This is a genomic window from Streptomyces spongiae, from assembly GCF_009377185.1.
GTDB lineage: Bacteria > Actinomycetota > Actinomycetes > Streptomycetales > Streptomycetaceae > Streptomyces > Streptomyces spongiae.
The window spans coordinates 1-24680 of the sequence record NZ_VJZC01000091.1; the positions used below are offsets into that span (position 1 = coordinate 1).

Annotated in this window: 22 protein-coding genes and 1 pseudogene; 13 read left to right on the forward strand and 10 right to left on the reverse strand. The window is 69.9% G+C overall.

Annotated features, from left to right (window positions below):
* Positions 1–56: 56 nt before the first annotated feature.
* From FNH08_RS15730 to FNH08_RS15745, 4 genes are all read right to left on the reverse strand, one after another.
* Positions 57–1403, reverse strand: coding sequence for a DUF3500 domain-containing protein (locus FNH08_RS15730; RefSeq protein WP_152772109.1), 1347 nt, complete (start codon positions 1401–1403; stop codon positions 57–59).
* Between the two features lie 196 nt (positions 1404–1599).
* Positions 1600–3084: a sensor histidine kinase gene (locus FNH08_RS15735; protein WP_152772110.1), complete on the reverse strand. Its 1485-nt coding sequence runs from the start codon at positions 3082–3084 to the stop codon at positions 1600–1602.
* Positions 3059–3778, reverse strand: coding sequence for a response regulator transcription factor (locus tag FNH08_RS15740; protein WP_152772111.1), 720 nt, complete (start codon positions 3776–3778; stop codon positions 3059–3061). Before FNH08_RS15740 ends, FNH08_RS15735 begins: the two co-directional genes overlap by 26 nt.
* Before the next feature lie 48 nt (positions 3779–3826).
* Positions 3827–4324 (reverse strand): substrate-binding domain-containing protein, encoded by a 498-nt coding sequence (locus tag FNH08_RS15745; protein WP_152772112.1) that lies wholly within the window; start codon positions 4322–4324, stop codon positions 3827–3829.
* A gap of 260 nt (positions 4325–4584) precedes the next feature.
* On the opposite strand from FNH08_RS15745, the gene FNH08_RS15750 reads away from it, so the two are divergent.
* Positions 4585–5286: a LacI family DNA-binding transcriptional regulator gene (locus tag FNH08_RS15750; RefSeq protein ID WP_265579770.1), complete on the forward strand. Its 702-nt coding sequence runs from the start codon at positions 4585–4587 to the stop codon at positions 5284–5286.
* Here FNH08_RS15750 and FNH08_RS15755 read toward each other — a convergent pair.
* Positions 5228–6409, reverse strand: coding sequence for an L-talarate/galactarate dehydratase (locus tag FNH08_RS15755; protein WP_322724593.1), 1182 nt, complete (start codon positions 6407–6409; stop codon positions 5228–5230). The genes FNH08_RS15750 and FNH08_RS15755 overlap by 59 nt on opposite strands.
* A 355-nt stretch (positions 6410–6764) precedes the next feature.
* On the opposite strand from FNH08_RS15755, the gene FNH08_RS15760 reads away from it, so the two are divergent.
* Positions 6765–7643, forward strand: a complete 879-nt coding sequence (locus tag FNH08_RS15760; protein ID WP_152772113.1) for a LysR substrate-binding domain-containing protein — start codon at positions 6765–6767, stop codon at positions 7641–7643.
* A 126-nt stretch (positions 7644–7769) separates the two neighbouring features.
* Here FNH08_RS15760 and FNH08_RS15765 read toward each other — a convergent pair whose 3' ends face one another.
* A complete protein-coding gene (locus tag FNH08_RS15765) occupies positions 7770–8264 on the reverse strand; it encodes a GOLPH3/VPS74 family protein (RefSeq protein WP_322724595.1) in 495 nt (164 codons plus the stop codon).
* Between the two features lie 175 nt (positions 8265–8439).
* The gene (locus FNH08_RS15770) at positions 8440–10680 is read right to left on the reverse strand and encodes a S9 family peptidase (RefSeq protein WP_152772114.1); all 2241 of its coding nucleotides are present in this window, start codon (positions 10678–10680) and stop codon (positions 8440–8442) included.
* A gap of 341 nt (positions 10681–11021) precedes the next feature.
* On the opposite strand from FNH08_RS15770, the gene FNH08_RS15775 reads away from it, so the two are divergent.
* The 5 genes from FNH08_RS15775 (at position 11022) to FNH08_RS15795 (ending at position 15137) form a co-directional block, all read left to right on the forward strand.
* Entirely contained in the window at positions 11022–11765 is a 744-nt protein-coding gene (locus FNH08_RS15775; protein WP_152772115.1) for a helix-turn-helix domain-containing protein, read from the forward strand.
* Between the two features lie 78 nt (positions 11766–11843).
* Positions 11844–12584, forward strand: coding sequence for a VOC family protein (locus FNH08_RS15780; RefSeq protein WP_152772116.1), 741 nt, complete (start codon positions 11844–11846; stop codon positions 12582–12584).
* Between the two features lie 38 nt (positions 12585–12622).
* Positions 12623–13720 carry a barstar family protein gene (locus tag FNH08_RS15785; RefSeq protein WP_152772117.1) on the forward strand — a complete coding sequence of 366 codons (1098 nt, stop codon included), beginning with the start codon at positions 12623–12625 and terminating at the stop codon, positions 13718–13720.
* A gap of 168 nt (positions 13721–13888) precedes the next feature.
* A complete protein-coding gene (locus tag FNH08_RS15790) occupies positions 13889–14560 on the forward strand; it encodes a hypothetical protein (protein WP_152772118.1) in 672 nt (223 codons plus the stop codon).
* A gap of 82 nt (positions 14561–14642) precedes the next feature.
* Entirely contained in the window at positions 14643–15137 is a 495-nt protein-coding gene (locus tag FNH08_RS15795; protein ID WP_152772119.1) for a hypothetical protein, read from the forward strand.
* A gap of 38 nt (positions 15138–15175) precedes the next feature.
* Here the strand turns inward: FNH08_RS15795 and FNH08_RS15800 are convergent, their stop codons facing one another.
* Positions 15176–16018, reverse strand: a complete 843-nt coding sequence (locus tag FNH08_RS15800) for a phosphotransferase (RefSeq protein ID WP_152772120.1) — start codon at positions 16016–16018, stop codon at positions 15176–15178.
* Positions 16019–16042: 24 nt separating this feature from the next.
* Positions 16043–17021 (reverse strand): annotated as a pseudogene (locus FNH08_RS15805) (helix-turn-helix transcriptional regulator).
* 136 nt (positions 17022–17157) lie between these two features.
* On the opposite strand from FNH08_RS15805, the gene FNH08_RS15810 reads away from it, so the two are divergent.
* On the forward strand, positions 17158–17553 hold the full coding sequence (locus FNH08_RS15810) for a RidA family protein (RefSeq protein WP_322724601.1): 396 nt from the start codon (positions 17158–17160) through the stop codon (positions 17551–17553).
* A 32-nt stretch (positions 17554–17585) separates the two neighbouring features.
* Here FNH08_RS15810 and FNH08_RS15815 read toward each other — a convergent pair whose 3' ends face one another.
* Positions 17586–18572, reverse strand: coding sequence for a helix-turn-helix domain-containing protein (locus tag FNH08_RS15815; RefSeq protein WP_322724598.1), 987 nt, complete (start codon positions 18570–18572; stop codon positions 17586–17588).
* Positions 18573–18907: 335 nt separating this feature from the next.
* Here FNH08_RS15815 and FNH08_RS15820 point away from each other — a divergent pair, with 335 nt between their 5' ends.
* The 5 genes from FNH08_RS15820 to FNH08_RS15840 form a co-directional block, all read left to right on the forward strand.
* Positions 18908–21667: a LuxR family transcriptional regulator gene (locus FNH08_RS15820; RefSeq protein WP_322724599.1), complete on the forward strand. Its 2760-nt coding sequence runs from the start codon at positions 18908–18910 to the stop codon at positions 21665–21667.
* Between the two features lie 86 nt (positions 21668–21753).
* The gene (locus tag FNH08_RS15825) at positions 21754–22578 is read left to right on the forward strand and encodes an alpha/beta fold hydrolase (RefSeq protein ID WP_152772122.1); all 825 of its coding nucleotides are present in this window, start codon (positions 21754–21756) and stop codon (positions 22576–22578) included.
* Positions 22579–22597: 19 nt separating this feature from the next.
* Positions 22598–23419 carry an alpha/beta fold hydrolase gene (locus FNH08_RS15830; protein WP_152772123.1) on the forward strand — a complete coding sequence of 274 codons (822 nt, stop codon included), beginning with the start codon at positions 22598–22600 and terminating at the stop codon, positions 23417–23419.
* Between the two features lie 24 nt (positions 23420–23443).
* Positions 23444–24241, forward strand: a complete 798-nt coding sequence (locus FNH08_RS15835) for an alpha/beta hydrolase (protein WP_152772124.1) — start codon at positions 23444–23446, stop codon at positions 24239–24241.
* Between the two features lie 97 nt (positions 24242–24338).
* On the forward strand, positions 24339–24680 hold a 342-nt coding region (locus tag FNH08_RS15840; RefSeq protein WP_194238495.1), incomplete at its 3' end, for an MBL fold metallo-hydrolase.

The window sequence follows — 24680 nt, forward strand, 5'->3', positions numbered from 1 at the left end:
CGTGGGCGCGGCCCTCGCGATGACAGAAAACCGAATCGGTGGTTACGTCGTCCGCGTCACTGGTGGTGCGGCGACGTCAGATAGTGCTGCCTGAGGAGCTCCTTTCCGTAGTCGTTGCCATTGGGGGTGCGGACGATGGAGTGGACGTGCTTCTGGGTCGGACCGCTGCCCTGTGCGGCGCCGTACGCGCCGGCGAGCGGACCCGGTGCCTGGCAGTCCACCTCGATCCACACGACCGGGCTGTGCACCCGGACGTAGAAGGCGTCGTCGTCGCCGGTTCCGCCGGCCCAGGTGACGTACGTGTCGCCCAAGTGCTTGCGGACCTCGGCCAGCTTCACCTTCGCCACGTCCGCCTTGGCGCGGCCGACGAAGGCCTGGACGATGCCGAGGAGCTTGGCCTTCTGGGCGGCGGTCAGGGCGTTGCCGCGGATGCCGGTGTACTCCTGGACCGCGTTGTCGGAGAACGCGCCCGCTTTCATCGACTCGTTGGACTTGGTCGAGGACTCGATGGCGACCGTCTGCTGGGCCTCGGTCAGGGAGTTGATGAAGGCGAGGCTCGCGACCACCTCCTCGTGGCAGACGGTCACCGTCTCGCCGTCGATCTCCATGGAGGTCGGTTCCGAGCCCCAGAAGCAGGGGCTCATCACGACCTGGTCGCCGAGGACGAAGTAGTTGACGACGAGGTGGTGGCCGTCGAACTGGAAGCCCCAGGGCTCGGTCGCCGACGGAGTGCCCATGACCGTCCAGTAGTAGGCGTCCTCGTTGAAGGCGGTGGTGTTGTTGATCGCCTCGCCCGCCGCCTGGTTGATGCGGCGGATCTTCTCGGTCGTCTCCACACCGTCGGCGCTCAGCGCCGCCTTCAACAGGGCAGTTCCCAGGGCCTTCTGATCGTCACTCAGATCGGCGAGGGAGACGCCCTGACGCTCGTAGGAGTCGATGTTGCTCCACATCCGCCACTCGGTGGAGTGGACCGTGAACTGCGTCGAGGTCTTCTGGTCGTCGGTGAGCCCGTCCAGGAAGGCGTTGGCGGCGGAGATCACCGGGGCGGTCTTCACGCCCGTGGAGTGGATCGTGAACAGGTCGTCGATCCGCTTGCCGTCGGTGGTGAGGCCGAAGAAGTCCTCGGTGATCGACTGGTTGCCCGGGCCGCCGGTGCCGCCGCCCGGGCCTCCGCTGGGAGCGCCGCTCGGGGCTGCGCTCGGGCTCGCGGACGCGTCGGCGGCAGGGGTGGCGTCGTCGGCCATCGCGGCCCAGGCTCCCGCGCCGCCCATGGTCGCGACGGCCGTGGCGCCGCTGGCGAAGAAGACCTTGCGCATGAAGTTGCGGCGGCTCGCCTGAGCACGGCTGCCGGCCTCGGACTGCGGCTCCTGGGCCGTCGGCCCACCGGTGTCGAGCTCGGTCATCGTCGCTGATCCCTTCGTGATGGGCACGTCCCCGCTGGACGGCCGCGCTGTGATCACTCTGTTGGAGCGAACTGAGGCCCAACTGAACCGGCGGCGGTCCGCCCGTGGAATCGGCGCGCGTGCGCGTCGGCAGAGCAGGTCTGACCTGCATGTCTGTGGAACCGCTTAGAGTTCGCGGGAGCCCGGGGATGTCCGTTCAGCGGGTGGCGGTGGGGAGCGTGATCGAGAACTCCGTTCGCCCCGGCTCGCTCTCCACGTCGATGCGGCCACCGTGCGCCTGAGTGATGGCCGTGGCAATGGCCAGGCCCAGGCCCGCGCCGCCCTCACTGCCCAGGGTGCGGGAGCGGGAGGCGTCGGCCCGGGTGAAGCGCTCGAAGACCGTGGGCAGGAGGCCGGGCGGGATGCCGGGCCCGTTGTCGCGGACGCGGATGACGCAGTGCGTGTCCGTGGTCTCCACGGTGACGGTGATCTTCGTGCCCTCCGGTGTGTGCGCACGGGCGTTGGCGAGCAGGTTGGCCACGACCTGGTGGAGCCGGGAGGCATCACCGATGACCGAGGCGGGAATGTCGAGGCACAGGGTGAGCTGCCAGTCGTGGCCGCTGCCCGCGGCCTGCGCGTCCCACACGGCTTCGGCGACCAGGGTCGCCACGTTCACCTCGGCCGACTCCAGCGGGCGGCCCTCGTCGAGGCGCGCGAGCAGAAGCAGGTCCTCGACGAGTCCGGTCATCCGGGCCGACTGGGCGGAGACGCGACGCCAGGCCAGCGCCGGTTCGATCGTCCCGGCGCCGCGGTCCATGAGCTCGGCGTATCCGGCGATCGAGGCGAGTGGTGTGCGCAGTTCGTGGCTGGCGTCGGCGAGGAAGCGGCGCATGCGTTCCTCGGTCCGCTGTCGTTCAGCGAGAGACGATTCGACGTGGTCGATGAGGTGGTTGAGCGCGATGCCGACCCGGCCCACCTCGGTTCCGGGGGCGGTGTCGGACGGGGGAAGGCGGGTGAGCCCGGTGACCTCGCCGCGGTTCAGCGGCGTACGCGAGACCTCGGCGGCGGTGGCGGCAACCCGGCCGAGCGGGCGCAGTCTGCGCCGTACGACCACGGCGGAGACACCGGCCGCGGCGGTGAGCCCGACGGCGGCGATCACGGTCTCGGCCACGACGAGACCGTTGATCACGCGCTGTACGTTGTCCATGGGGAGCCCGGCCAGGACGGGAACCCCGTCGCCGCCGATGGCGGTCGTCCGGTAGGTGCCCAGACCGGGAACGGCGCGTGTGTGCAGCGACCCGTCCGCGGTGATCCCGTCCAGGGCGGCGCGCTGGGTGGCGGTGAGGACCTGCTGGTGGCCGTCCTCGGTCACCACCTCGGCGGCGAGGACGGCACCGTCGTCGTCGAAGCGCGCGGCAAGCGTTCCGGCGGGCTGCCCGCGCTCGTTGAGGAAGCCCAGATCGCTCGCGCCGCCCGTCCGACGCTGGAGCCCTCCCTGACTGCGTTCGGCGGCGTCGGTGACCCGCTGGTCCAAGTCCCCGAGCAGATAGACGCGTTGGACGTACACGGTGGTGAGCGTCATGGCCGCGCACACGACGGCGAGGGTCACGGAGAAGAAGAGCACCAGGCGGGCCCGCAGCGAGCGCCCCCGAGTACGGGCCTGGGGCTTGCCCTTCTCAGTCTTCCGCGGCTCTGATCGCATACCCCACTCCACGGACGGTGTGGATCATCGGCGCCCGTCCCTTGTCGATCTTCGCACGGAGGCCGTAGACGTAGACCTCCACCAGGTTTCCCCCGCCGTCGAACGACGCGTTCCACACGTGGTCGAGTATCTGCCCCTTGCTCAGCACCTGGTGCGGGTGGCTCATCAGGAACCGGAGCAGGTCGAACTCCTTGGCGGTGAGCGGGATCGGTGTTCCGCCGCGCTGCACTTCGCGGGTCTTGTCGGCCAGGACGAGGTCACCCAGCACGAGCACGGATTCCTCATCGGCCGCTGTGTCGGCACCGGTGCGGCGCAGCAGCCCGCGCAGCCGCAGCATGATCTCTTCCAGGGAGAACGGCTTGGTCACGTAGTCGTCGGCGCCCGCCGACAGCCCGTCGAGCCGGTGTTCCAGCGCGTCGCGGGCGGTGAGCATGAGCACGGGAAGCCGCGTGTTCTCGCGCCGGAGACTGCGCAGTACGTCAACTCCGTCCACGTCGGGCAGCATCCCGTCGAGGACGACGACGTGCGGGGTGCAACCGCGCGCCAGCCGCAGCGCGCCGCGTCCGTCCTCCGCCGTGAACGGCCGCCATCCCGCCGCGGTGACGGCCGCGGACAACAACTCGGTGAGCTCGGGCTCGTCGTCCACGATCAGCACACGGACAGTGCCTTCGCGAGCCACAAGGGTGCCAGTCATCCCTCGACTCTCTCTCAGGACACTGTGGACAGGCTGTGCCTGTGCTCATCACCGAGTGCCGTTCGCGGCGAACTTCTCGATCGCGGCGATGTTGGACTTGTCGATGAACGCCGGGCCCGTCAGCACCGGTGCCTCGCCGCCGCCCATGTAGTTGCCGTTGTTCTTGTAGAGCCACAGGCTGTCCACGGCCAGGTAGCCCTGGAGGTAGGGCTGTTGGTCGATGGCGAACTGGAGACTGCCGTCCTTGATGGCGGCGACGACCTGCTTGTCGAGCTTCCACTTGTCCGTACCCGAGTTCAGGCCCACCACGGGGATGCTCACGGCCTTCGCCTTGGCGACGACGCTCTTCATCGCATCCGGCTTGGCCAGGGTGATGGCGATGCCGTCCACCTTCTGGTCGATGGCGTTCTGGACCAGGTTCGCCTGGTTCCCGGCGTTCGGGTCCGCCGAGTACAGCAGCTGGATGTTGTCCTTGGCGGCGGCCACATCGGCGCCCTTGCGGACGGTGTCCCAGAACGCCTGGCCCGGGCCCGCGTGCGTGATCATCGCGGTCTTGATACGTGGGGTGTCGGCCTTGGACGCGATCAAGCAGCTGGGCTACCGCCCCAACGGCGCGGCGAGGAGCCTGACCGAGCGCCGCACGCGGGCCATCGGAGTGCTGATCAACGACCTCCGGCAGCCGTGGTTCGTGGACTTCCTGGAGGGGGTCAACACCGCCCTCACCGAGAGCGACCTGCACATGTTCGTCGGCGACGGAAGCCGAAGCCGCCTCCCGGCTGCCCACCGCCGTGGCCGGCAGCCGCGTCATGCGGCACCTCTTCGACCTCGGCCACCGGCGCATCGCCCACATCGCGGGCAGCCACGCCGCCGTCTTCGGCATCCGCCGTCGTGCCTACGAGGCGATCATGCGGGAGCACGGCCTCATGGACGACATCCTCGTCGAGACGTGCGACACGACCGAGGACGGCGGGTACCGTGCCGCGGTACGCCTGTTGGGTCGCTCACTACAGCGCCCGACGGCGGTGTTCGTGGCCAACGACCCAGCCCGCGTCGGCGCGTTCTCGGCGGCCGTGGAACTCGGCCTCTCCGTCCCGGGAGACCTGTCCCTCACCAGCGTCGACATCGGTGCCCATGAGGTCGGCCGGTGTGTCACCCGCGTCCTGCGGGACCGCATCGAGGACCCCGACCGGGCGGCTGTGGAACACCTGGTGACACCGACGCTGGAGGTACGCGGCTCGACGGGGCCGGCGCCCATGAGAGGCGGCTCCGCGGAGCAGGGGCAGCAGTCCGGGAGCGAGCTCTGGAGAGCCAGGTGGCAAACGCGAGAGCAGGCGGCTGCTCGCCCGTGCCACCGGCTGCGACGAGGGCGCCGACGTCGTACTCGGGCAGCCGGGGCAGGGGCGAGCGGGGTGGGGCCGAGTCACCCCTGGCCGGTTGGCACCCCGTGCGTCAGGGGCGGGAGCCCACCTCGTGCTCGGCGATCGTCCAGGCGCGGGCCTGGTCGCTGAGGGTGAATCCGAGGCCGGGGCGGGAGGAGACGTACATGCGTCCGTCGCGGATCTCCAGGCGCTCGTTGAACAGTGGCTCCAGCCAGTCGAAGTGCTCCACCCACGGTTCGATCGGGTAGGCGGCGGCCAGGTGGAGGTGGATCTCCATCGCGAAGTGCGGGGCGAGCTGCAGCTGGTGGTGCTCGGCAAGGGCGGCGAGTTTGAGGAACTGGGTGATGCCGCCGATGCGGGGGGCGTCGGGCTGGATGATGTCGGCGGCGTTGTGCCGGATCAGCTCGACGTGCTCGGCGACGCTGGCCAGCATCTCCCCGGTGGCGACGGGGGTGTCCAGGGAGGCGGCGAGCGCGGCGTGACCCTGGGCGTCGTAGGCGTCGAGGGGCTCCTCGATCCAGACCAGGTTGTACTCCTCCATGGCGCGGCCCATGCGCTGGGCGGTGGGCCGGTCCCACTGCTGGTTGGCGTCGACCATGAGCGGGACGTCGTCGCCGATGTGTTCGCGCACGGCGGTGAGGCGGGCCAGGTCGTACTTGCCGTCGGGGTGTCCGACCTTGAGTTTGATGCCACCTATGCCGCTGTTCAGGGACGCGGTGGCGTTCTCCAGGACCTGCTCGGTCGGGGTGTGCAGGAAGCCACCGGAGGTGTTGTAACAGCGCACCGAGTCGCGGTGGGCGCCCAGCAGTTTGGCCAGCGGCAGTCCGGCCCTCTTGGCCTTGAGGTCCCACAGCGCGACGTCGAAGGCGGCGATCGCCTGGGTGGCCAGTCCGCTGCGGCCGACGGAGGCGCCGGCCCACACGAGCCGGGTCCAGATCTTCCCGATGTCGCTGGGGTCCTCACCGATCAGGTTCCCGGCGATCTCCCGGGCGTGCGCGAACTGGCCGGGGCCGCCGGCCCGCTTGGAGTAGCTGAAACCGATGCCTTCGTGGCCGTGCTCGGTGGCGATCTCCACGAAGAGGAAAGCCACCTCCGTCATCGGCTTCTGACGGCCGGTGAAGACCTTCGCGTCACTGATCGGAGTGGCCAGCGGCAGAGTCACCGAGGAGAGCCGAAGCCAGGCGATGCGATCGAGGGTGGCTTCGCCCGTGGAGCGCGCGGCGTGAGGAGTCGTGTTCGTCGTGGTCACCACTTCGTGTCCCTGGGTTGACGCGGTTGGAGTCGTGCGGGCCGGTGGAGAGCGCGGCGGCCCGGCGGCCCAGCATGCGGCAGTGAGGTGTCCGGGGCGGGCAGGTGTTGTCTGTCCGTCGAGGGCCGGGAAGCTCCGCTGCCGCTGACAGGCGGTCCCTGAGAAGGCGCTGCACGCGGCGATCGATTCGATGATCGCGATCCGGTTGAACCATGGTGCGTGCTCCCCTGGCTGGCCCCTGCCGCCGTGGGGTGGTGTGCGACGCGGGGATCACCGTGTCGAATACGGTCGACGCTACGTTCGCGATTGATCCACGTCCAACATAAGTTTTGGATGCCGCCATACAAGGAGAGCATCATTGTTCACGCTGACCCAGCTGACGTGCTTTGTCGCTGTGGCGGAAGAACTGCACTTCACCCGGGCCGCCGAGCGCTTGAGCATGACCCAGCCGCCGCTGAGCCGGCAGATCCAGCTGCTGGAGAACGACCTTGGTGTGAAGCTGCTGGACCGGACCAACCGAACCGTGCGGCTGACGCCCGCCGGCCGGTCCTTCCTAGCCGAGGCGCGCCGGATCGTGCGACAAGCCGACCACGCCACTCTCGCCGTACGAAGAGTGTCCACGGGGGAGTCGGGCGCGATAGCCGTCGGCTTCACCGCCGCCAGTGCCTACTGCGCTCTCGGTGAGCTCCTCGAGATCGCCCGCAGCGCTCTGCCCGGGGTGGAGCTACTGCTGCACGAGCTGGTCACCCGGGACCAGTTGGAAGCTCTCAGCGAGGGCTCTCTCGACCTCGGGCTCATCCGCCCGTCCGCGTTCGGCGCCGACCTGACCGCACGCACCGCCATCCGGGAGGGGTTGATGGCCGCCCTGCCTGTCGGTCATCCCTTGGCGGCTGTCGACGGTCCCGTGGAACTGTCGGCCTTCGAGGGCCAGGACTTCCTGATGTACTCCCCGATCGAGGCCCGTTACTTCCACGAGCTGCTGCTCACCACGTTCCGCGCCGCAGGGGTACGGCCGGTCTTCACCCAGTACCTCAGCCAGGTCCACAGCATCCTGGCCCTGGTCAACACCGGCTGGGGCATCGCCCTGGTGCCCGAAGCGGCAACCCAGATCAGCCATACGGGTGTTGTCTACCGCCCCTTGCACCTACCTGGCGATTCCCGGCCCGTCGAGCTGGACCACGTCTGGCGCAAGAGCAACGACAATCCCGCGCTCAAGGCCCTCCTGCGGCTTCTCTGACAGAGGTCCGGTCCGGACCACAGGAACTCCCTTCCATGCTGCGGGGCAGCCCCTAGGCGAGCGTCGTGACGACTGCGGCGGCACTGGCGGCGGAGAAGGACGCGGCGACCTGGATCACCGCGCTGTTCACCGCCGCGGCCCCCAGTTGCCCTGCTCGAACTCCTTCGCGCGGGTGGCGGCCTTGCCCGACCACTTCGGGACGGGGTCCAGGCTCGGCAAGGTGCCGCTGGCCGAGATGAGGGCGATGATCGCTGCGAGGCGGGCATCGGGACTCTCGCCGTGCTCCAGCACCGCGTGCATCCGCTCGCGCAGCGCGGATTCGTGATCGATGTCCCCGGCAGGCAAGCTCGTCGTGGGGAACAGCCCGAGGACGCGCTTGCGCTCTCGACGGAGCAGTCCGCGTTCGACGAGGCGTTCGGTCAGCGGCTCCCAGAGTCCGGAACCGATCGTGACCAGCAGCGACTGGACCTGCCGGGGGTGTGCCGCGATCGCGTCGTAGTGGGATTGAAGCAGCGGATCGGGAAGGGGGCCGCTCCCCGTGGCAACGACCTTTGTGCCCTTGAACCAGGCGCGGCTGTCCTCGGGCTCGATCCTGCCGAGAAGCGCGAGCTCGACGAGCACCGCGCCCCCCCCAGCGTGTGGTGGAGGGTCCCGGCTCCGGCCGGGATGCCGTATGTGTCGTCGAGCATCAGCAACAGCACGTCCTCGACGATCAACGTGTCGTCCTGCATGGTTTCCCTCTCCTTCTCCTTGATCGGTGTCCGAGGGACAGGGCCCGCACCGGGATCGGACCGGCTCAGCCCGGATCGGCGGGCGGCGGCAGGGGAGCGAGGCGGTACGCCGGCGGCTCGGTGCCGTGCAGATGGCGTACGAAGTAGTCCCAGGTCCGGCGCACGAGGTAGTGCCCGCGACGGAGAAACGCATGCTCGGCCCCTGGCACGATGAGCATGTCGAAATCGGCGTCGGCCGCGATCAGGGCGTCGACCAGGCGCAGCGTCTGGTACGGATGCGCGTTGTCGTCGAGTTCGCCGTGGATCAGCAGCAGCTTGCCCCGCAGATTGGCGGCCAGAGCCGGGTTGGAGAGTTCCTCCAGGTCACCGTCGCCGTGGTAGTGCTCGGCCCACATCGTCAGGTTGATGCGGTTGTCGTGGTTGCCGGCCACCGCGACGCCGACCTTGTAGAAGTCGGGATGGGCGAGCAGTGCGCGGGCGGTGGCGAATCCGCCTGCGGAGTGCCCGGTGATCCCGACCCGGTCGGTGTCCAGCCAGGGATACCGGTGTCCGAGCTCGCGGATCGCCGTGACGTGGTCGTCCAGGGCGCCGGCGTAGCCGAGGTCGCCGTAGGAGAGTTCGTGGAAGGCCTTGCTGCGCCCGGCGGTGCCGCGCCCGTCGACGGCGACGACGGCGAATCCCAGCGCGGCGAGCGCCTCCGGCCCGCCGTTGAGGGGAGCGTTGAACGACGGGTCGGCCCGGTGGATCTGCGGCCCGGGGTAGATATGGTCGATCACGGGGTAGCGGCGCTCGGGATCGAAGCCGTGCGGGCGCCACAGCAACCCGTAGATCGGGGTCCTGCCGTCGGCAGCGGTGGCGCGGAAGCGTTCGGGCGGGGCCCAGCCGAGGGCCTCGAGCCTGGCGGTGTGCGGGGCCTCCAGCTCGATGAGGACCTGCCCGTCCCCGCCGAGCACCCGCGTGCGGGGCGGGACGGCGGGCGTGGAGGGGCGGTCGACGAGGTAGCCGCCCTCCGGGGGACTGACGGCGTCGTGGTCGTGGTCGTCGTCGGTGAGCTGGGTGAACCCGGTGCCGTCGAGACCGATCCGGCAGAGCCGGCGGACGTAGGGGTCGTCGTCGAGCCCGGAAGCGAGGAACCAGACCTGCCGGTCGGCCTGGTCGACCCACAGGACCTTCCGGACGAGCCACTGCCCGGAGGTCACCTGGGTGGGCGTCCGAGCGTCGGCCGAGTAGAGGTACAGGTGGCCCCAACCGTCGCGCTGGGACCACCAGAGGATCTCGCCGGAGCCCAGGACGTGCACCATCGGCGGCTCCCCGAGCTGTGCAGTCGGGTCGACCCGGGTCTTGCCCGTTTCGCTGACCAGCGTGGCCGTCTCACCGGTGTCGGGGTCCAGGCGGCGCAGCTCAAGGGTGCGGGCGTCACGGGACTGGCGCAGGAAGTGGACCGCGTCTCCCTTCTCTCCCGACCACCACGCGTACACCACGGCACTCGGGTGCACGATCGTGGCCGGCTCGTCCTGCTGGCGCACGACCCTGCGAGTGGCGACGTCCAGGACAGTCCAGGACATCGTCGCCTGGGCCTCGTCGCCGGGTATCGGATAGCGGAAGCGGTGCTCCACGGGCCGCCCGCCGCCCGGCGGCGACGATTCCACGAGGACCTGCTCGGCGAGGCCGCGCTGGTCGAGACGGTGCACCAACAGGCGGGTGGAGTCCGGTGACCACACCGCCTGGAACGGCGGCTCCAACCCGAACGACCGCATCGCCATGCGGGCACTCATGGCGTCGGGCAGACAGCCGTAGTCGTGGTGAGGCTGCGCGTCGTCGGTGAGCGCGAACTCCTCGCCCCCGTCCCGGGAGCGTACCCACACGTTCCCGTCCCGGCGGAACGCGATCCACGTCCCGTCCGGGGAGGGGAACTCCAGGGGACCGGGCTGCGCCTCGTCGACGCGGGTGCAGGTACCGGTGTGGTCCGACCACTCCCAGCGCGACCCGAACGCGGAGAACCGGACGGCGTCTTGGGTGCCGTCGCGGTCCGGGAACTCGATCGCCGCGAACGGCAGGTCCGCGGCCTCGACCGCGTGCCCGGAGGCCAGCGACAGCGCGGCGGCGAGCCGGGCGTGGTCGAACGCCTCCCGGCGGGTGCCCGCGGCCGGGTCGGCCACGACGTAGCGGGTGCCGACGCGGTACCAGAAGCGCGTGCCGCCGTTCAGCCACTGTGGCGTGACGGTCGATCCGGGGACGTGCCGGGCTCGGTGCGGGGCCAGCATCTGCTCGGCGCGGGCGTAGTCGGCGTCGGTGAGCCGGGTCATGTCGCGGGGTCCTTTCCATGACGGCGGAGTTCGATCACGGCCTCGCCGTGGGTCCGTCGATCGAGTAGCGCGAGCGCGTGTCAGGCGCGCGGTCGGGCGCCTGGGTGAGGTGGACGTGGCAGGCACGCAGTACCGGTGCCGTCGCACAAGACGTATGTCTCGTACGGACCGACAGGCTCAGCCGATCGTCGGCGGTGATCACGTGGTCCTCCTTCACACGCTGTCACCGTCAACGGGACACTGTGCCGTTGCGGCATACTCAACCCCTTTGTGACCAGGGTCACGGACCGTTTCGGGGCAGGGCTTGACCATGCCGCCGCGGCACGGTGTGGACTGCACGTATGGCCTGGAGCACACGAGAGATCGCCGAGCTCGCTGGTACCAGCCTGCGCGCGGTCCGGCACTACCACGAGGTCGGGCTGCTGGCGGAACCCGAGCGGCGCGCCAACGGCTACAAGCAGTACGGCGTCGCGCATCTGGTCCGGTTGCTGCGCATCAAGCGCCTCACCGACCTCGGGTTCTCGCTGGCTCAGATCGCTTCCATGGGCGACGCCGACGACCACCCGGAGGAGGCTCTGCGCACCCTCGACGCCGAACTCGCGGCCACCATCGAGCGCCTCCAGCGGGTCCGTGTCGAACTCGGCCTGATTCTGCGTCAGTCCATGCCGACCGACCTGCCGCCCGAGTTCGCCCCCGCCGCTCGGGCGGAGATGTCCGATGCCGACCGGTCCCTGTTCATCGTGATGACGCGAGTCCTCGGGCCGGGGCCTCGACAGGCCTGGGCGGACATGTTGCTGAACCCATCCGACGACGGCCACGTGAGCAAGGAGTTCGACACACTGCCCGCCGACGCCGACGAGGAGATGTGCCAGGACCTCGCCGAGCGCATGGTGCCCCACGCACGAGAAGTGTTCGACGAGCACCCGGACCTGCGCTCACCGACCACCGACGCCCCTCACGGCGAGGCATTCGCCGGCCGGGCGATCGGGAAGGCTCTCAGAGACCTGTACAACCCGGCGCAGCTCGACGTCCTGCGGCGCGTCAACACACTGCTCGCGACACACTCCGAGACCGAACAGCCATGACTGAGCCAGAGAGTTGCACCCTGTTGGGCGACGGTAAGTGCGGATGTCGCTGCAGAGCGAGCGCATAGGATCGCCGGCATGGCGCTACGACCGGTTCAGGTGAACATAAAGGCCCTTGACGCCTCGGCGGTCGGCCGGTTCTGGGCGGAGGCGCTCGGCTGGAGTGCTTACAGCCCCGGCGTGACCACCTACGTCGGGCCCGTTGGCGGCCCCGTCTGGCCGGACCCCGTCGCCGTCGGCATCGACGTCGTTCCCGTCCCGGAACCCAAGACAGCGACAAAGAACCGTGCGCACCTCGATCTCGCCACCACCTCGGCCGCCCACCAGGCGGACTTGGTCGCGCGCCTGAAGGCTCTCGGTGCGACGCCCGCCCATGTGGGCCAGGGCGACGTGCCGTGGACGGTCCTCGCCGACCCGGAGGGCAACGAGTTCTGCGTGCTGGAGCCACGGGAGGTCTACCGGGACACCGGGCCGATCGCCGCGGTGGTGGTCGACTGCGTGGATCCGTGGGCCATGGCCCGGTTCTGGGGTGAGGCGATGGACTGGACCCTGCACGAGGTGACCGACGATCAGGCGGTGTTGCGCTCCGCCAGGGGCGTCGGCCCGTATCTCGAGTTCCTCCGCACGCCCGACGTGAAGACCGTGCCGGACCGCATCCATCTTGACCTGCTGCCGTACCCCGGTGACGACAAAGAAGCGGAGGTGGCCCGGCTGCGGGCCCTCGGCGCCACCGACCTCGACCTCGGCCAGGGCGATGTCCCGTGGACGTGCCTGGCCGACCCGGAGGGCCACGAGTTCTGCGTCCTGGCCCCGTCCTGACGCGGAGCCTGGCTGCGGCGTGGAAGCCTGGCCCGGGCATGATTCCCACCGTGCATGAGAGCAGGGATCATCGCGGGTACGGCCGGTACACGCTGACGGAGACGGAGCACGGCCACGTCTGGGGTGTGTGCGCCGCAGTGGACGGACTCTTCGGGGAGCCCCAGCGCGGGACGTACGAACTGTTCGGCTGGGTCCCTGGAGGTGTCGAGGTACGGGGCTGGGTCGGCAGCCGGGTGTGGCTGGTGCCGGACGACGAGGCACTGGAGCCCTGGCTGCTGGAGGACGCGGAGAGCCCACGACAGTTCCCCGGGACAGACAGTCTCGTGCTCACCGGCCTGGATGACTACGAAGGTCCGCCCGAGGGACACAGAGGTCCCGTCCGAGTGCACGACGGGCACCAATGGCTGGGCTCCTGCCGGGAATTCGCCCGGGTGCTGCCGCCTGAGCAGAAGGCGCGCCCGCTCGTCCTGCGGGGGCTCGCCCAGGGGGATCGGCTGCGGGCGGCACTGACGAAGGGCACCCGGCGGGCGCTGGACCTGGAGGAGGCCGCCCTGGAGATACAGGACGACCAGGGCGAGCCGCTCACCGAACGACTGCTGTGGACCCAAGTCAGCGCCTGGAGCCCATCGTCCTACGGGACGGTTCTGATCGACCTGGAGCTCGACGGAAAGCTCTTCACGCCCGTTCCCGAATACGCCCGGCCCATCTGGGAGCGGTGGCTCGCCGGGCCGCCGGACACCCTGGGTGCCTGGGTCGGCCTCGACACCCGGCGCCGCTTGGCCTGGCTCGACCTTGTCCGGGAGCGGGCCTGCCGACGCGCCCGCCGTGACCGGCCGCCTGGTCAGGCCTACGAACTCGACGGCCGGCACCTCACCGACGAACCGGGCCTCTATCTGGCGCTCGGTGAGGCGGTGAACGGGCCGGGTGGCTACTTCGGCGGCTGCCTGGCCGCCCTCGACGACTGCCTGGGCGGCACCTTCGGCTACACGGCCCCCGCGACCCTGCTCTGGCGGGATGCCGTGACCGCACGCGAGCACCTGTCCCGGGCCCTGACAGCGGACGGCCGGCCCTACGACCTGTTCGCCGAGGTCCTGGATGTCCTGGCCGAGGGCGGTATGCACGTCACCCTGGTGTGATCCTTCCTCCGTCCGCCTCGGCACCGACACCGGGACATCGGGTGGTGGGCAGGGCAGTGGCCTTGCGGTGCGGCGCCACCAGGCCGGTGTTGACGTAGGTGCGCCGCCTTTTTCTCCGTTGCCGAAGAGGCTCACCGCGCGGGATCCTGTGGTGATGAGGAACTCCATATGCGGCTGAGGCTGCGCCAGTTCAGGCCCCGGACCGGGCCGCACGAGCACCGTGTCGTCCAGCCCCGGCAGCCCCTTCGCCACACCTCGCTGCGCGCCCCCAAGCCCATCGGCCTGCTGCTCGGTGACCACGACGGGCTGAACCGGCTCGCGGGCCTGTTCTCCTTCGCCGCCTACTCCCGGCACACGATCGTCCACGTACCGCTGCGCGACGGCGTCCCTCCCGGCGAGGGTGTCGGCGAGTTGGTCGACCTCGTCCTGGTCCACCACACGCTCGGCCTGCGTCCCAGCAAGTGGCCCGAGCTGCGGCGCAAGCTGGTACACGGCACGCCGCTGACCGTCCGCACCGACGAGGCACGCACCGCCAGGGACGCCGCCTCCTGGCGAGACCACTGGGAGCGGGCCGACTTCAGGGACGAACTTCGGCACGCCACCCACGCCCGGACGTTCTTCCTGTTCGGCAGCCGGGACGTCTTCGCCGAGACCGCCACGAGCTTCGCCCACGCGGCGGGCTGGGGCCCGCGCCAGAAGGGCGTCGTCAAGGGATACTCAGCGCTGATGACGGCGCTCCCGACGCTGGTCCAGGAGCCCGGCGGAGGACACCCCATCGAGGTGCTGGTCTGCTTCAAGCCGTATCCGCCCTACGCCCACTTCAAGCGCCCGGGGTACTGAAGGCTCCGGCGCCTGTGTGCATGAGTTCTTCTTTCTTCGGGCATTCCATGCGGGATGGGTCGGAGAAGGGGGCCAGGCGAATATGGAAGCGGAGACGGTCGTCGCGGCATGCGCTGTCGTGATCGCTGTGGCATCGCTCGCCGTCTCGGTCTACGAGGTACGCGCGACACGGCAGCACAACCGCCACTCGGTGCGGCCCATACTCCAGTTGCAACGAGGGATGTCCAAGGGACACAAAGCGGGGATCAAGCTCATCAACTCCGGTCTCGGCCCGGCCTTCGTCGTAAGCACCACCCTGACGGTCGACGGCGAAGTGATCGGCGCGTGGAACAAGGCCGGCGCGGACAGAGCGCGCGACGGCCTCGTCGCATGGCCCTACGCCGTGACGTTCACCGAGACGCAGACCATCGCCACTGGCTACGAGGAGTTCTTGCTGAGTGTGGACCCGTACGAGCCACAGGCTCATGCCGAATTCATCGACCTGATAACTCGGCGCCTGCATCTGCAGATCCGCTACGAGTCCCTCTACGGCGGGGAGAACTTTCACGTGACCCTGCGCCCTCGCACACAGGGCTGACGCGATCGGGAACCAGCAGCCCCTCTGTCTCCAGTAGTTCAGCCCAGTCCGCAGCGATCGAGTGCGGCACGAACCCGGTTGAGCCCGTCCACTCTCCAGTGGTCCCGGTCAGGCATTTGGTCGTCTCGGCGCCAGCGCCAGGCTGAGAACATCGCCCAGTTCAGGGCGCGGCACTGGTGAATGAGACCGTGGTCAGCCCCCGCATAGTGCTCTCCCACTTCTTCGGGGGCATGGGCCAGGTCGAACTCGATCGGCCCACGGCAGCACGTGGCGAGGTCTACGAAAAGCGGCCCTCTCCTGGTGTTCAGGAGGTTGCCCGGATGCGGCTCGCCGTGCAACAGCTGGTCGCCGCCTGTGTCGATGGCGGCCGCGGCGCTCAGTCCACTGAGTGTGTCGCTGAGGAGTTCCCGGTCAGAATCGGATAGCTCGGGGGACTGCTCCCGGTCGTTCACCACCCTCAGCGCCCCGGCGATGCGATCGGTGAAATGCGGTGCGTCCAGATCGACTTGGCGCAGGGCGGCATGGTGCCGTAGGAACACGTCTGCGTAGTCGGCCGGCGCGATCTCCGATCCCACAGGTTCGTAGTAGGTCCAGAGCGAGACGGCGAAGGCGTCACGCACATAAACTCGGGGCTCGACCCGAGGATCGAGCTCACCCACTGGAGCGTCGACGTCGGCGAGCCGGTGAGCAACCTCTACTTCGAACTCGGTACCAGCCAGATGCCGCGAAGGTGCGACCCGAGCCAGAACATCGCAGGGGAGCAGGCGCAGCGCGACGCGGTCCGAGTTGTGGATGACGATCGCATCGTCGACCTGAAGGCCCAGCTCCGAGGCGGTCGCCCGTGCTGCCTGAACTGCGTGGCGGAGTTCTGATGGCTCCATACGTTCTCCCTCATTGTTGACGTTTCACTCTCGGGAAGAGTCTCCGTAGCGGGTGGCGATCGCGGCGGCGCGGTTGTGCAGCGAGGTGCGCAACGACTGCGGGGCCAGGGCTTCCGCGTCCGTGCTGAGTTGCCACAGCGCCCATTCCGCGTGTCGGGAATCCTGGAAGGTCACCTCCAGCCGCAGCCAGCCGTCCGCGTCGGGTTCTTCTGCGCGGACAGCCAGCGCGGTGTCCAACAGGTCCTCCCGCCGCGCCGGGTTCATCCGTACCAGCACGGTGATGTGGTCGCCGCCGGAGAGGAACTGCGCGGAGCGTTCCCGCCAGATCCGGTCCAGATCGACCTGATTCGGTCGCTGTGCCGTTTCGGGAAGTTCCTCGGCGGCCGACATCCGCGACAGCCGGTAGGTGCGGTCCGCGCCGGATCTCGTGGCCAGCAAGTAGCCCCGGTCGCACGGGGACCAGCCCGATCGGGTCCACCGTGCGCCACTGTGGTGCCTGCCCCGGGGCCGCGTAGTGGATGCGCAGCTTGTGTCCGGCGAGCACCGCGCGCCGAACCTCGATCATTGTGGTGCCGGGTACCTCATCGGTGACCAGCCGGCGGGAGAGCAGGTCGGTCTCCGGGTCGACGAGAAATCGCTGGGCCGCGTCGCTCGCGGTGGCCCGGTGGCCTTCGGGCAGCGCGTCGACCACCTTCCGCATGGCCGAGGCGAGCGCCGAGCCGAGGCCGAACACCTGCTCGCCGCGCCCCGATCCGGCGGTCAGAAGGGCAAGGGCCTCGTCGTGGTTCAGTCCGGTGAGCTCGGTCCGGAAACCGGGCAACAACGCGAAACCGCCGCGCCGGCCGCGCTCGGCGTAGACCGGGACGCCGGCCGCGGACAACGCCTCGATGTCGCGTAACACGGTGCGCGTGGATACCTCCAGCTCGCGGGCCAGCGCGTCCGCAGTCAGCCGACCACGCTGGCGCAGCAGTAGTACCAGCGAGACCAACCGGTCGGCGCGCATACGAGAACCCTAACGGAATACATGACCAAGGGTGTCGTGATTTGTTGGGAGGCTCGTTGACGCGACGTCAAAGCCGGCGGCTGCCGAGCCGAGGGACGTACGCACTCCCCATGCATCGAATGGAGCTGATGTGGCAGTGGAACGAACGGCGGTCAACCCGGTGAAGTGGTCGGTGGAGAGGGGATTCAACCAGGGTGAGGTCGTCTCCGGGCACACACGCACCCTTTACATCTCGGGGCAGACCGCGATGGACGGCGACGGCAAGCCCCAGCATGACGGTGACATGGCGGCGCAGTTGACACTGAGCATCGACAACCTGGAGGCCGTGCTCGGCGAGGCCGGCATGTCTCTCGCGAACCTCGTCCGGCTCAACGTCTACACGACCGACGTCGATCTGCTCTTCCAGTACTACGGAGTGCTGGCGGCGCGGTTGGGCGCCGCCGGAGTGGTGCCGACCACCACCATGCTCGGGGTGACGCGACTGGCGATCCCCGGCCAGATGGTCGAGCTCGAGGGGACCGCCGTCGCGTGATGCGACCTCTCAGCAGGCAGCAGGTGGCCTGATCACGCTTCGTCCGTGCGGAGGGACAGGCTCCGCCGGGCGTGGCGCCGCCATTGGCCGGGGGAGGTGCCGTAGGTCTGGCGGAAGCGGCGGGAGAAGTGGCTGGGATGGGTGAACCCCCAGGAACGGGCTATGGCTTCGATGGTGCGGTGGGCCTGCTCGGTGGCGGCCAGGTCGTTGCGAGCGCCTTCGAGCCGTCGGAGGATGATCCATTTTTCGAGGCTCAGCCCGCCTTGCTCGCACAGCCGGTAAAGGGTGCGCACGGAGATGCCGTGCGCCCGGGCGATGCGTTGCGGCGTGAGGTCCGGCTCGGTCAGGTGCGCGCGGAGGTAGGCCAGGACGCGGGTGACGAGCGTTTCCTCGGCCACCTCCCGGCGGGTGTGGTCAGGGCCGGCGACCGACACGATGAGCGCGCGGGTGAGCTGGATGGTGGCCGCGGCCAGGGCCTCCGCCTCGGCATTGCCGCTGAGCTGGTCCGCGTGCCGGCGCAGGCCGCGGATGTGCTGCAGTAACAGGGACTCGACCGGGCTGTGCCGCAGCAGAGGGATCGCGGCGCGCACCGTGTCGACGGGCAGGGCGAGATGTGCGATGTCGACCGTGAAGGCCACGGATCGGCCGGTCCCGGCCCATCCGTACTCGTGTGGCGCGACCATGTGGGGCGTCAGCCCGACGCCTTCCGCTCCCAGGTGCCGTTGGTATCCGTCGCAGGCGAAGGCGCCGGTGCCGAACCCTTCGGCCTGCGTCATGATCGATACGTTGTCCACGAGTTCGCGGCTCGTCTTCCGGTAGGAGCGCACGAAGCGCGCGCTCGTGCCTCGTGTGTCGAACATGGTGAGGGGCCCGAAGTTCCAGACTTCGAGTCTCTTCCACATGCCGGCCGCCGGCTCGTTCTCCTCGACCGCGTCGACTCCACCCTCCCGGGCGACCGCGGTTCGAAGAGCCTCGTACCGGTCGGCGACGGGTAAGTCGTTGGTGTCGAGAACCAGCACGGCGCCTCCCAGGCTGCGGTAGCGGCCCTGTCGCCGCTGCTTCCCGAGGAGCATTTTCCGCTGCGAGGAGCTTTCTCGACAAAGCTGAGTGCATCGGGCACCTGACTCGGTGGCTCCGGTACGCATGCGTGCGTCTCGTATACGCACGCGATGCGCCTCGTATACGCACGCGATGCGCCTCGTATACGCACGCGGTGCGCTTCGTGCGATGCCGCCCATCCCGAGGCACACAGGGATCAGCCCCTGGCACGCACGGTAAAGCCGGTGCTCCACACCTGTGCCAGGCTCTCCTTCACCGGTGCTTCACAACATCTGGTCACCGCGAGGGGTGTCGCGTGCGTTTGGCAGGACGTTCCCCAGAGCGCCAACAGCTGGACCACCTCATTGCCGACCTGCGCCACGGAATGAGCGGTGTCGTACTGCTCAAGGGCGACGCCGGGATCGGCAAGACCGCGCTGCTCGCCTACGCGGCCGCCGAGGCCGCCGATCTGCGCGTGCTGGGAGTGGCGGGAGTGGAGGCCGAGGCGGATCTCGCCTTCGCGGCCCTGCACCGGTTGCTCATCCCCTTCCTGGAAGGACTCAAGGAAGCCTCCGGCCTGCCTCCGACCCAGCATCAGGCGCTGCGGGTGGCGTGCGGGCTGGCCGACGGTCCGCCCCCGGACCGGTTCCTCGTGGGGCTCGCGGTCCTCACCGTGCTGGCGGAGGTCGCCAAGGAGCGCCCCTTACTGGTCTGTGTCGACGACCTACAGTGGCTGGACCGGGACTCCCTCGAGGTGCTGGCGTTCGTCGGCCGTCGGGTGCATGCCGAGAGCGTCGGTCTCGTTCTCGCCGCCCGCACGGGTTTTGACCCTCCGGCAGGGCTGCCCGTCACCGAGGTCGCCGGCCTGGACGGAACCCCTGCGCTGGACTTGCTGCGGTCGGTGGTCGGCGGGCCACTGGACGCCGGGGTCGGGCTGCGGATCGTGGCCGCGACGGGCGGCAACCCGTTGGCCCTGTCCGACCTCGGGCGGGAACTGTCCGGCCGACAGCTCTCCGGCGCGCTCGCGCTGCCCGAGCCGCTTCCCGTGGGCAGCAGGCTGGAGAAGCACTACCTTCGCCAGGTCGTCGAACTGCCCGTGCCGACCCGCACCTGGTTGCTGCTGGCGGCCGCCGAGCCGTCCGGCGCCCTCGGGTACACCGCGGCGGCGGCGCGGAGGCTGGGGCTCGGCGCCGATGCCTCCGCACCGGCCGAGGCCGCGCGGCTGGTCGTGCTGCGAGCCTCCGTGACGTTCCGGCACCCGCTGGTGCGCTCCGCGGTCTACACGGGCGCCACCAGCGTGGAGCGGCGTCGCGTGCACCGCGCCCTGGCCGAGGTGACCGATCGCCCGGCCGACAGCGACCGGCGCGCATGGCATCGTGCCGCGGCTGTACCCGGCCCCGATGCCGCCGTCGCCGACCAGGTGGAGCGGGCGGCGGACCGGGCGGGTGCGCGTGGTGGACACGCGGCCCGCGCCACCTTCCTGGCCCGCGCGGCGGAACTGACGCCCCAGGACGGTGCGCGCTCCCGGCGGCTGCTCGCCGCGGCCGAGGCGGCCTTCACCGCCGGCGCGCCGCTGCAGGCTAAGGCACTGCTGGACGCCTTCGACACCGACTTGCTGGACGACGTGGCCCGGGGCCGCGCCCTGCTGGTGCGGGCCGGCGTCCTCAACGGCCTGGGCCGACCCGACTCCCATGCCAGGGCGGCCGAACTGTGCCTGGCCGCCGCAGAGGCCTTCCGGGACCAGGCTCCGGAGTTGAGGCGCGAGGCACTGGTGCGTGCCGCCGAGTGGACGCTGACCGCACGGCACCGGGCTCCGTCGACGACGGCCGCTGAGATCGCGGCCGCTGTGCCGGCCCGCACGCCTGACTCCGGCTCGGCGACACCGGTCGACCACCTGCTCCACGCGTTCGCCGTGCTCGCCTCCGACGGCTACGAGCAGGCGGTTGTCCACCTGCGCGGGGCCATGGACGCGCTGCTGGCGCCGGACACTCCCGACGAGGTGATCCTCCGCGGATACCTGTTGGGCGTCTGGTTCTCCACCCTCCTGTGGGACCACGAGGCCCGTACCGCCCTGCTCCGGCGTGCCGATGCCGTGGCACGCCGCAGCGGAGACCTGTGGCATCTCCACGCCATCCTGTTCTGCCGGTGCATGGCCGAGACCACGCAGGGTCATCTGGCCGTGGCTGACGACCTGGTGGCCCAGAACCAGCAGATTCTCGCGGCCATGGGCGCGGGCGCCACTCAGGGGGAGATCTACCAGAACCCCGAGTTGGTCGCCTGGCACGCGGACCAGGACCACGTCCACGAGTTGCTGCGCCGATCACTCGACGCCGCGGAAGCGCTCGGCAACGGCGCCATGGAGACCCTCGCGCACAGTGGGGCGGTGGTCCTCGCTCTGGGAAACGGTGACCACACCAGGGCACGATCCGTCGCCCGGGAACTGATCCGGCAGGACGCGCTCGGGCTGCACTCCCGGCTCCTGCCGTCCCTGGTCGAGGTGGGGGTCCGCAGCGGTGACCGTGCACTGGCGGCCGCGGCCCTGCGTACGCTCGCATCGCGCGCGACGGCCGCCGGCACCCGTTGGGCGCTGGGTGTGCTGGCGCGCTCACAGGCCCTGCTCGCTCCCGCGGGCAGCGCCGAGCCGCTGTACCGCCGGGCCGTCGAGCTGTTGTCCGGCCCGGACACCGTCTCCGACCTCGCCGTCGCGCACCTGCTGTACGGCGAGTGGCTGCGTCGGCAACGGCGCCGCAAGAACGCCCGTGAGCACCTGGGGGCGGCCCTGGTCATGTTCCGCGAGATGCGGGCGACGGCGTACGCGGCGCGCGCCGCCCGGGAACTGGCCGCCACGGGAGAACATGTCGTCCCGGCACGAACGGGGGCGACCAGCACACTGACCCCGCAGGAGCGGACGATCGCCCGCCTCGCCGCCGGCGGCGCGACCAACGCCGAGATCGCCGCCCAACTGTTCATCAGCGCCAACACGGTGGACTACCACCTGCGCAAGGTGTTCCGGAAGCTGGACGTGACCTCGCGACGGCAGCTGCCCCACGCCCTGGAGACCTGGCCCGGGTCATGACTACGTACGCCACGTGGTTCGAGGTCCCGCCCCCTCGATGAACGATCGAGGAGCCGGAAACATCCCCTGCAGCCGGGAGCGATCGCATGCCTTTCATCACCGCAGCCGACGGAGCGCAGATCCACTACAAGGACTGGGGCCAGGGCCGCCCGGTCGTGCTCAGCCACGGCTGGCCGCTGAACGCCGACAGCTGGGAAACGCAGCAGCTGTTCCTGGCCACCCACGGATACCGCGCGATCGCGCACGACCGCCGCGGACACGGCCGTTCCGAGCAGACGTGGAACGGCAACGAGATGAACACCTACGCCGACGACCTGGCCACTCTCATCGACACCCTCGACCTGCGCGATGTCACGCTGGTCGGGTTCTCGACAGGTGGCGGGGAGGTCGCCCGCTACGTCGGCAGGCACGGCACCGCCCGCCTCGCGCAGGTCGTCCTGGTCTCCGCGGTGCCGCCGCTCATGCTCAAGACCGACGACAACCCGGGTGGGGTGCCGATCGAGGTGTTCGACGCGATCCGCGCCGGCTCGCTGGCCGACCGGTCGCAGCTCTACCGCGATCTGGCCGACGGGCCGTTCTTCGGCAACAACCGGCCCGGTGCCGAGGTGTCCCAGGGCGTCCGCGACGCGTTCTGGCGCCAGAGCCTTCAGGCCGGGCACCGGAACGCCTACGAATGCGTCGCCGCCTTCTCCGCCACCGACTTCCGCCCGGACCTGGACGCCGTCGACGTCCCCACCCTCGTCATCCACGGCGACGACGACCAGGTCGTGCCGTTCGAGGTGGGCGGCAAGGCATCGGCCGCACGGATCAAGAACGCGACGCTCAAGGTCTATCCGGGCGCCCCGCACGGCATCACGGACACCCACAAGGAGCAACTCGGCACCGACCTGCTCGACTTCCTCAACTCCTGACCCCGGAAGGAACCACACGATGATTCCCGAAGGTCACCCCCGCCGCCGGGTGCTCGGCGGCCTGCTCGCGGCGGGGAGCGCCGTCACGCTCGGCGCCGCCGCCACGCCCGCCTCGGCCGCGGCCCGCACCGGTGGTGCCCGAGCGACCGTCGTCCTCGTCCACGGCGTCTTCGCCGACGCCTCCGGTTGGAACGCCGTCACCGCCCGGCTGCTCAAGGCCGGTCACGAGGTCATCGCCCCGGCCAACCCCCTGCGCGACCTGGCCGATGACTCGGCGTACCTCTCCAGCGTCATCGCCACCCTCTCCGGCCCCGTGATCCTCGTCGGCCACTCCTACGGCGGCGAGGTCATCACCAACGCCGCCCGCGGCCACGCCCACGTCAAGGCCCTCGTCTACGTCGCCGCCTTCGCGCCCGACGAGGGCGAGAGCGCACTGCAGCTGGCCAAGAAGTTCCCCGGCAGCGAGCTGGAGGAAGCCCTCATGCTCCGCCCGCTGCCCGGCGGCACCGGCTACGACGGCTACATCGACCCGGCGAAGTTCCACGACGTCTTCGCCCAGGACCTCCCCCGCGCCACCACCACGTTGATGGCGGTATCCCAGCGGCCCGGCAGTGTGGGAGGGCTGTCCGGCCCCAGCGGCGCACCGGCGTGGAAGAACCTGCCGTCCTGGTACGTCGTCGCCGGCGCCGATCGTGTCATTCCGCCCGCCCTGCAGCGGTTCATGGCCGGGCGTGCCGGGAGCAGGACCGTAGAAGTAAAGGGCGCCTCACACGTCGTGATGATGTCCCGGCCGGACGCCGTCGTGCGGCAGATCGAGGCCGCGTACCGCGCCATCCGCTGACACCCTCCCCAAGGAGCAGCAGCCATGAGCACTCCGGACACCATCGTCCTCATCCACGGCTTCTGGGTGACCCCTCGCAGCTGGGAACACTGGGTCGACCACTACAAGAAGCGGGGCTACCGCGTCCTCGCGCCTGCCTACCCCGGCTTCGAGGCGGAAGTCGAGGCTCTCAACGCCGACACCACGCCCATCGAGAAGGTCACCGTCGAAGAGATCCTCCAGAGCCTGGAGAACCTGGTCCGCGGCCTGGACAAGCCACCCGTCCTGATCGGACACTCCGCCGGCGGCGTGTTCGTCCAGCTCCTGCTCGACCGCGGCCTGGGCGCGGCAGGGGTGGCGATCAGCTCCGCGCCCACGGAAGGCGTCGCCGTCGTACCGCTGACGCAGATCAAGTCGGCCTTCCCGGTACTGAAGAACCCGGCCAACCGGCACCGCGCGGTCGGCCTGACCGCCGAGCAGTGGCACTACGCCTTCACCAACACCTTTCCCGAGAAGGAGTCGAGGGAGCTGTACGAGCGGTACGCCATCCCCGCCTCCGGCGGCATCTTCTGGGACAGCGCCCTGGCCACCTTGCGCCCCGGCCACCAGAGCACTTACGTCGACTACCACAACGACGCCCGGGCGCCACTGCTGTTCATCTCCGGCGAGAAGGACCACCTGATGCCGCCCAAGGTGCAGCTGTCCAACGCCCGGCACTACAAGTCGAACACGGTCACCGAGGTCAAGGAGTTCCCGGGGATGCCGCACCTCCTGCCCGCCGCGCCCGGCTGGGAGAAGGTCGCCGACGACGCCCTCGACTGGGCACTCTCGCACGCCCGGTAGACCCCACGTCCGGGGCGGCGACCTGGCCGCCCCGGACTCCGGAAAGGAACCGGCGGACTCCAAGAAGCAACCGGCGGACTCCGGAAAGGAACCGCGCATGACCGAGGCCCGCCTCACCCACATCGGCGGCCCGACCACACTGATCGAGGCGGCAGGATGGCGCCTGCTGACGGACCCGACCTTCGACCCGCCCGGCCACCGCTACTCCTTCGGCTGGGCCACCTCGTCGCGCAAGACCTCGGGCCCGGCCGTGAAAGCCTCCGAACTCCCGCCCCTGGACGCGGTGCTGCTCACGCACGACCACCACGCCGACAACCTGGACGCCGCCGGACGCGCCCTGCTGCCCGAGGCAGGCGTCGTCCTGACCACACCATCCGGGGCACGCCGCCTCGGCGGCAACGCCCACGGCCTCGCACCCTGGCAGACCTGGCACCTGGAG

Excerpts from the sequence above, each read along its gene's own strand:
- FNH08_RS15775 (WP_152772115.1), top strand. The coding sequence starts at position 11,022 with ATGGCCTGGAGCACACGAGAGATCGCCGAGCTCGCTGGTACCAGCCTG.
- FNH08_RS15785 (WP_152772117.1), top strand. The coding sequence starts at position 12,623 with ATGATTCCCACCGTGCATGAGAGCAGGGATCATCGCGGGTACGGCCGG.
- FNH08_RS15730 (WP_152772109.1), bottom strand. The coding sequence starts at position 1,403 with ATGACCGAGCTCGACACCGGTGGGCCGACGGCCCAGGAGCCGCAGTCC.
- FNH08_RS15745 (WP_152772112.1), bottom strand. The coding sequence starts at position 4,324 with ATGATCACGCACGCGGGCCCGGGCCAGGCGTTCTGGGACACCGTCCGC.
- FNH08_RS15795 (WP_152772119.1), top strand. The coding sequence starts at position 14,643 with ATGGAAGCGGAGACGGTCGTCGCGGCATGCGCTGTCGTGATCGCTGTG.
- FNH08_RS15750 (WP_265579770.1), top strand. The coding sequence starts at position 4,585 with ATGCGGCACCTCTTCGACCTCGGCCACCGGCGCATCGCCCACATCGCG.
- FNH08_RS15830 (WP_152772123.1), top strand. The coding sequence starts at position 22,598 with ATGATTCCCGAAGGTCACCCCCGCCGCCGGGTGCTCGGCGGCCTGCTC.
- FNH08_RS15825 (WP_152772122.1), top strand. The coding sequence starts at position 21,754 with ATGCCTTTCATCACCGCAGCCGACGGAGCGCAGATCCACTACAAGGAC.
- FNH08_RS15835 (WP_152772124.1), top strand. The coding sequence starts at position 23,444 with ATGAGCACTCCGGACACCATCGTCCTCATCCACGGCTTCTGGGTGACC.
- FNH08_RS15800 (WP_152772120.1), bottom strand. The coding sequence starts at position 16,018 with ATGGAGCCATCAGAACTCCGCCACGCAGTTCAGGCAGCACGGGCGACC.
- FNH08_RS15790 (WP_152772118.1), top strand. The coding sequence starts at position 13,889 with ATGCGGCTGAGGCTGCGCCAGTTCAGGCCCCGGACCGGGCCGCACGAG.
- FNH08_RS15735 (WP_152772110.1), bottom strand. The coding sequence starts at position 3,084 with ATGCGATCAGAGCCGCGGAAGACTGAGAAGGGCAAGCCCCAGGCCCGT.
- FNH08_RS15780 (WP_152772116.1), top strand. The coding sequence starts at position 11,844 with ATGGCGCTACGACCGGTTCAGGTGAACATAAAGGCCCTTGACGCCTCG.
- FNH08_RS15770 (WP_152772114.1), bottom strand. The coding sequence starts at position 10,680 with ATGACCCGGCTCACCGACGCCGACTACGCCCGCGCCGAGCAGATGCTG.
- FNH08_RS15740 (WP_152772111.1), bottom strand. The coding sequence starts at position 3,778 with ATGACTGGCACCCTTGTGGCTCGCGAAGGCACTGTCCGTGTGCTGATC.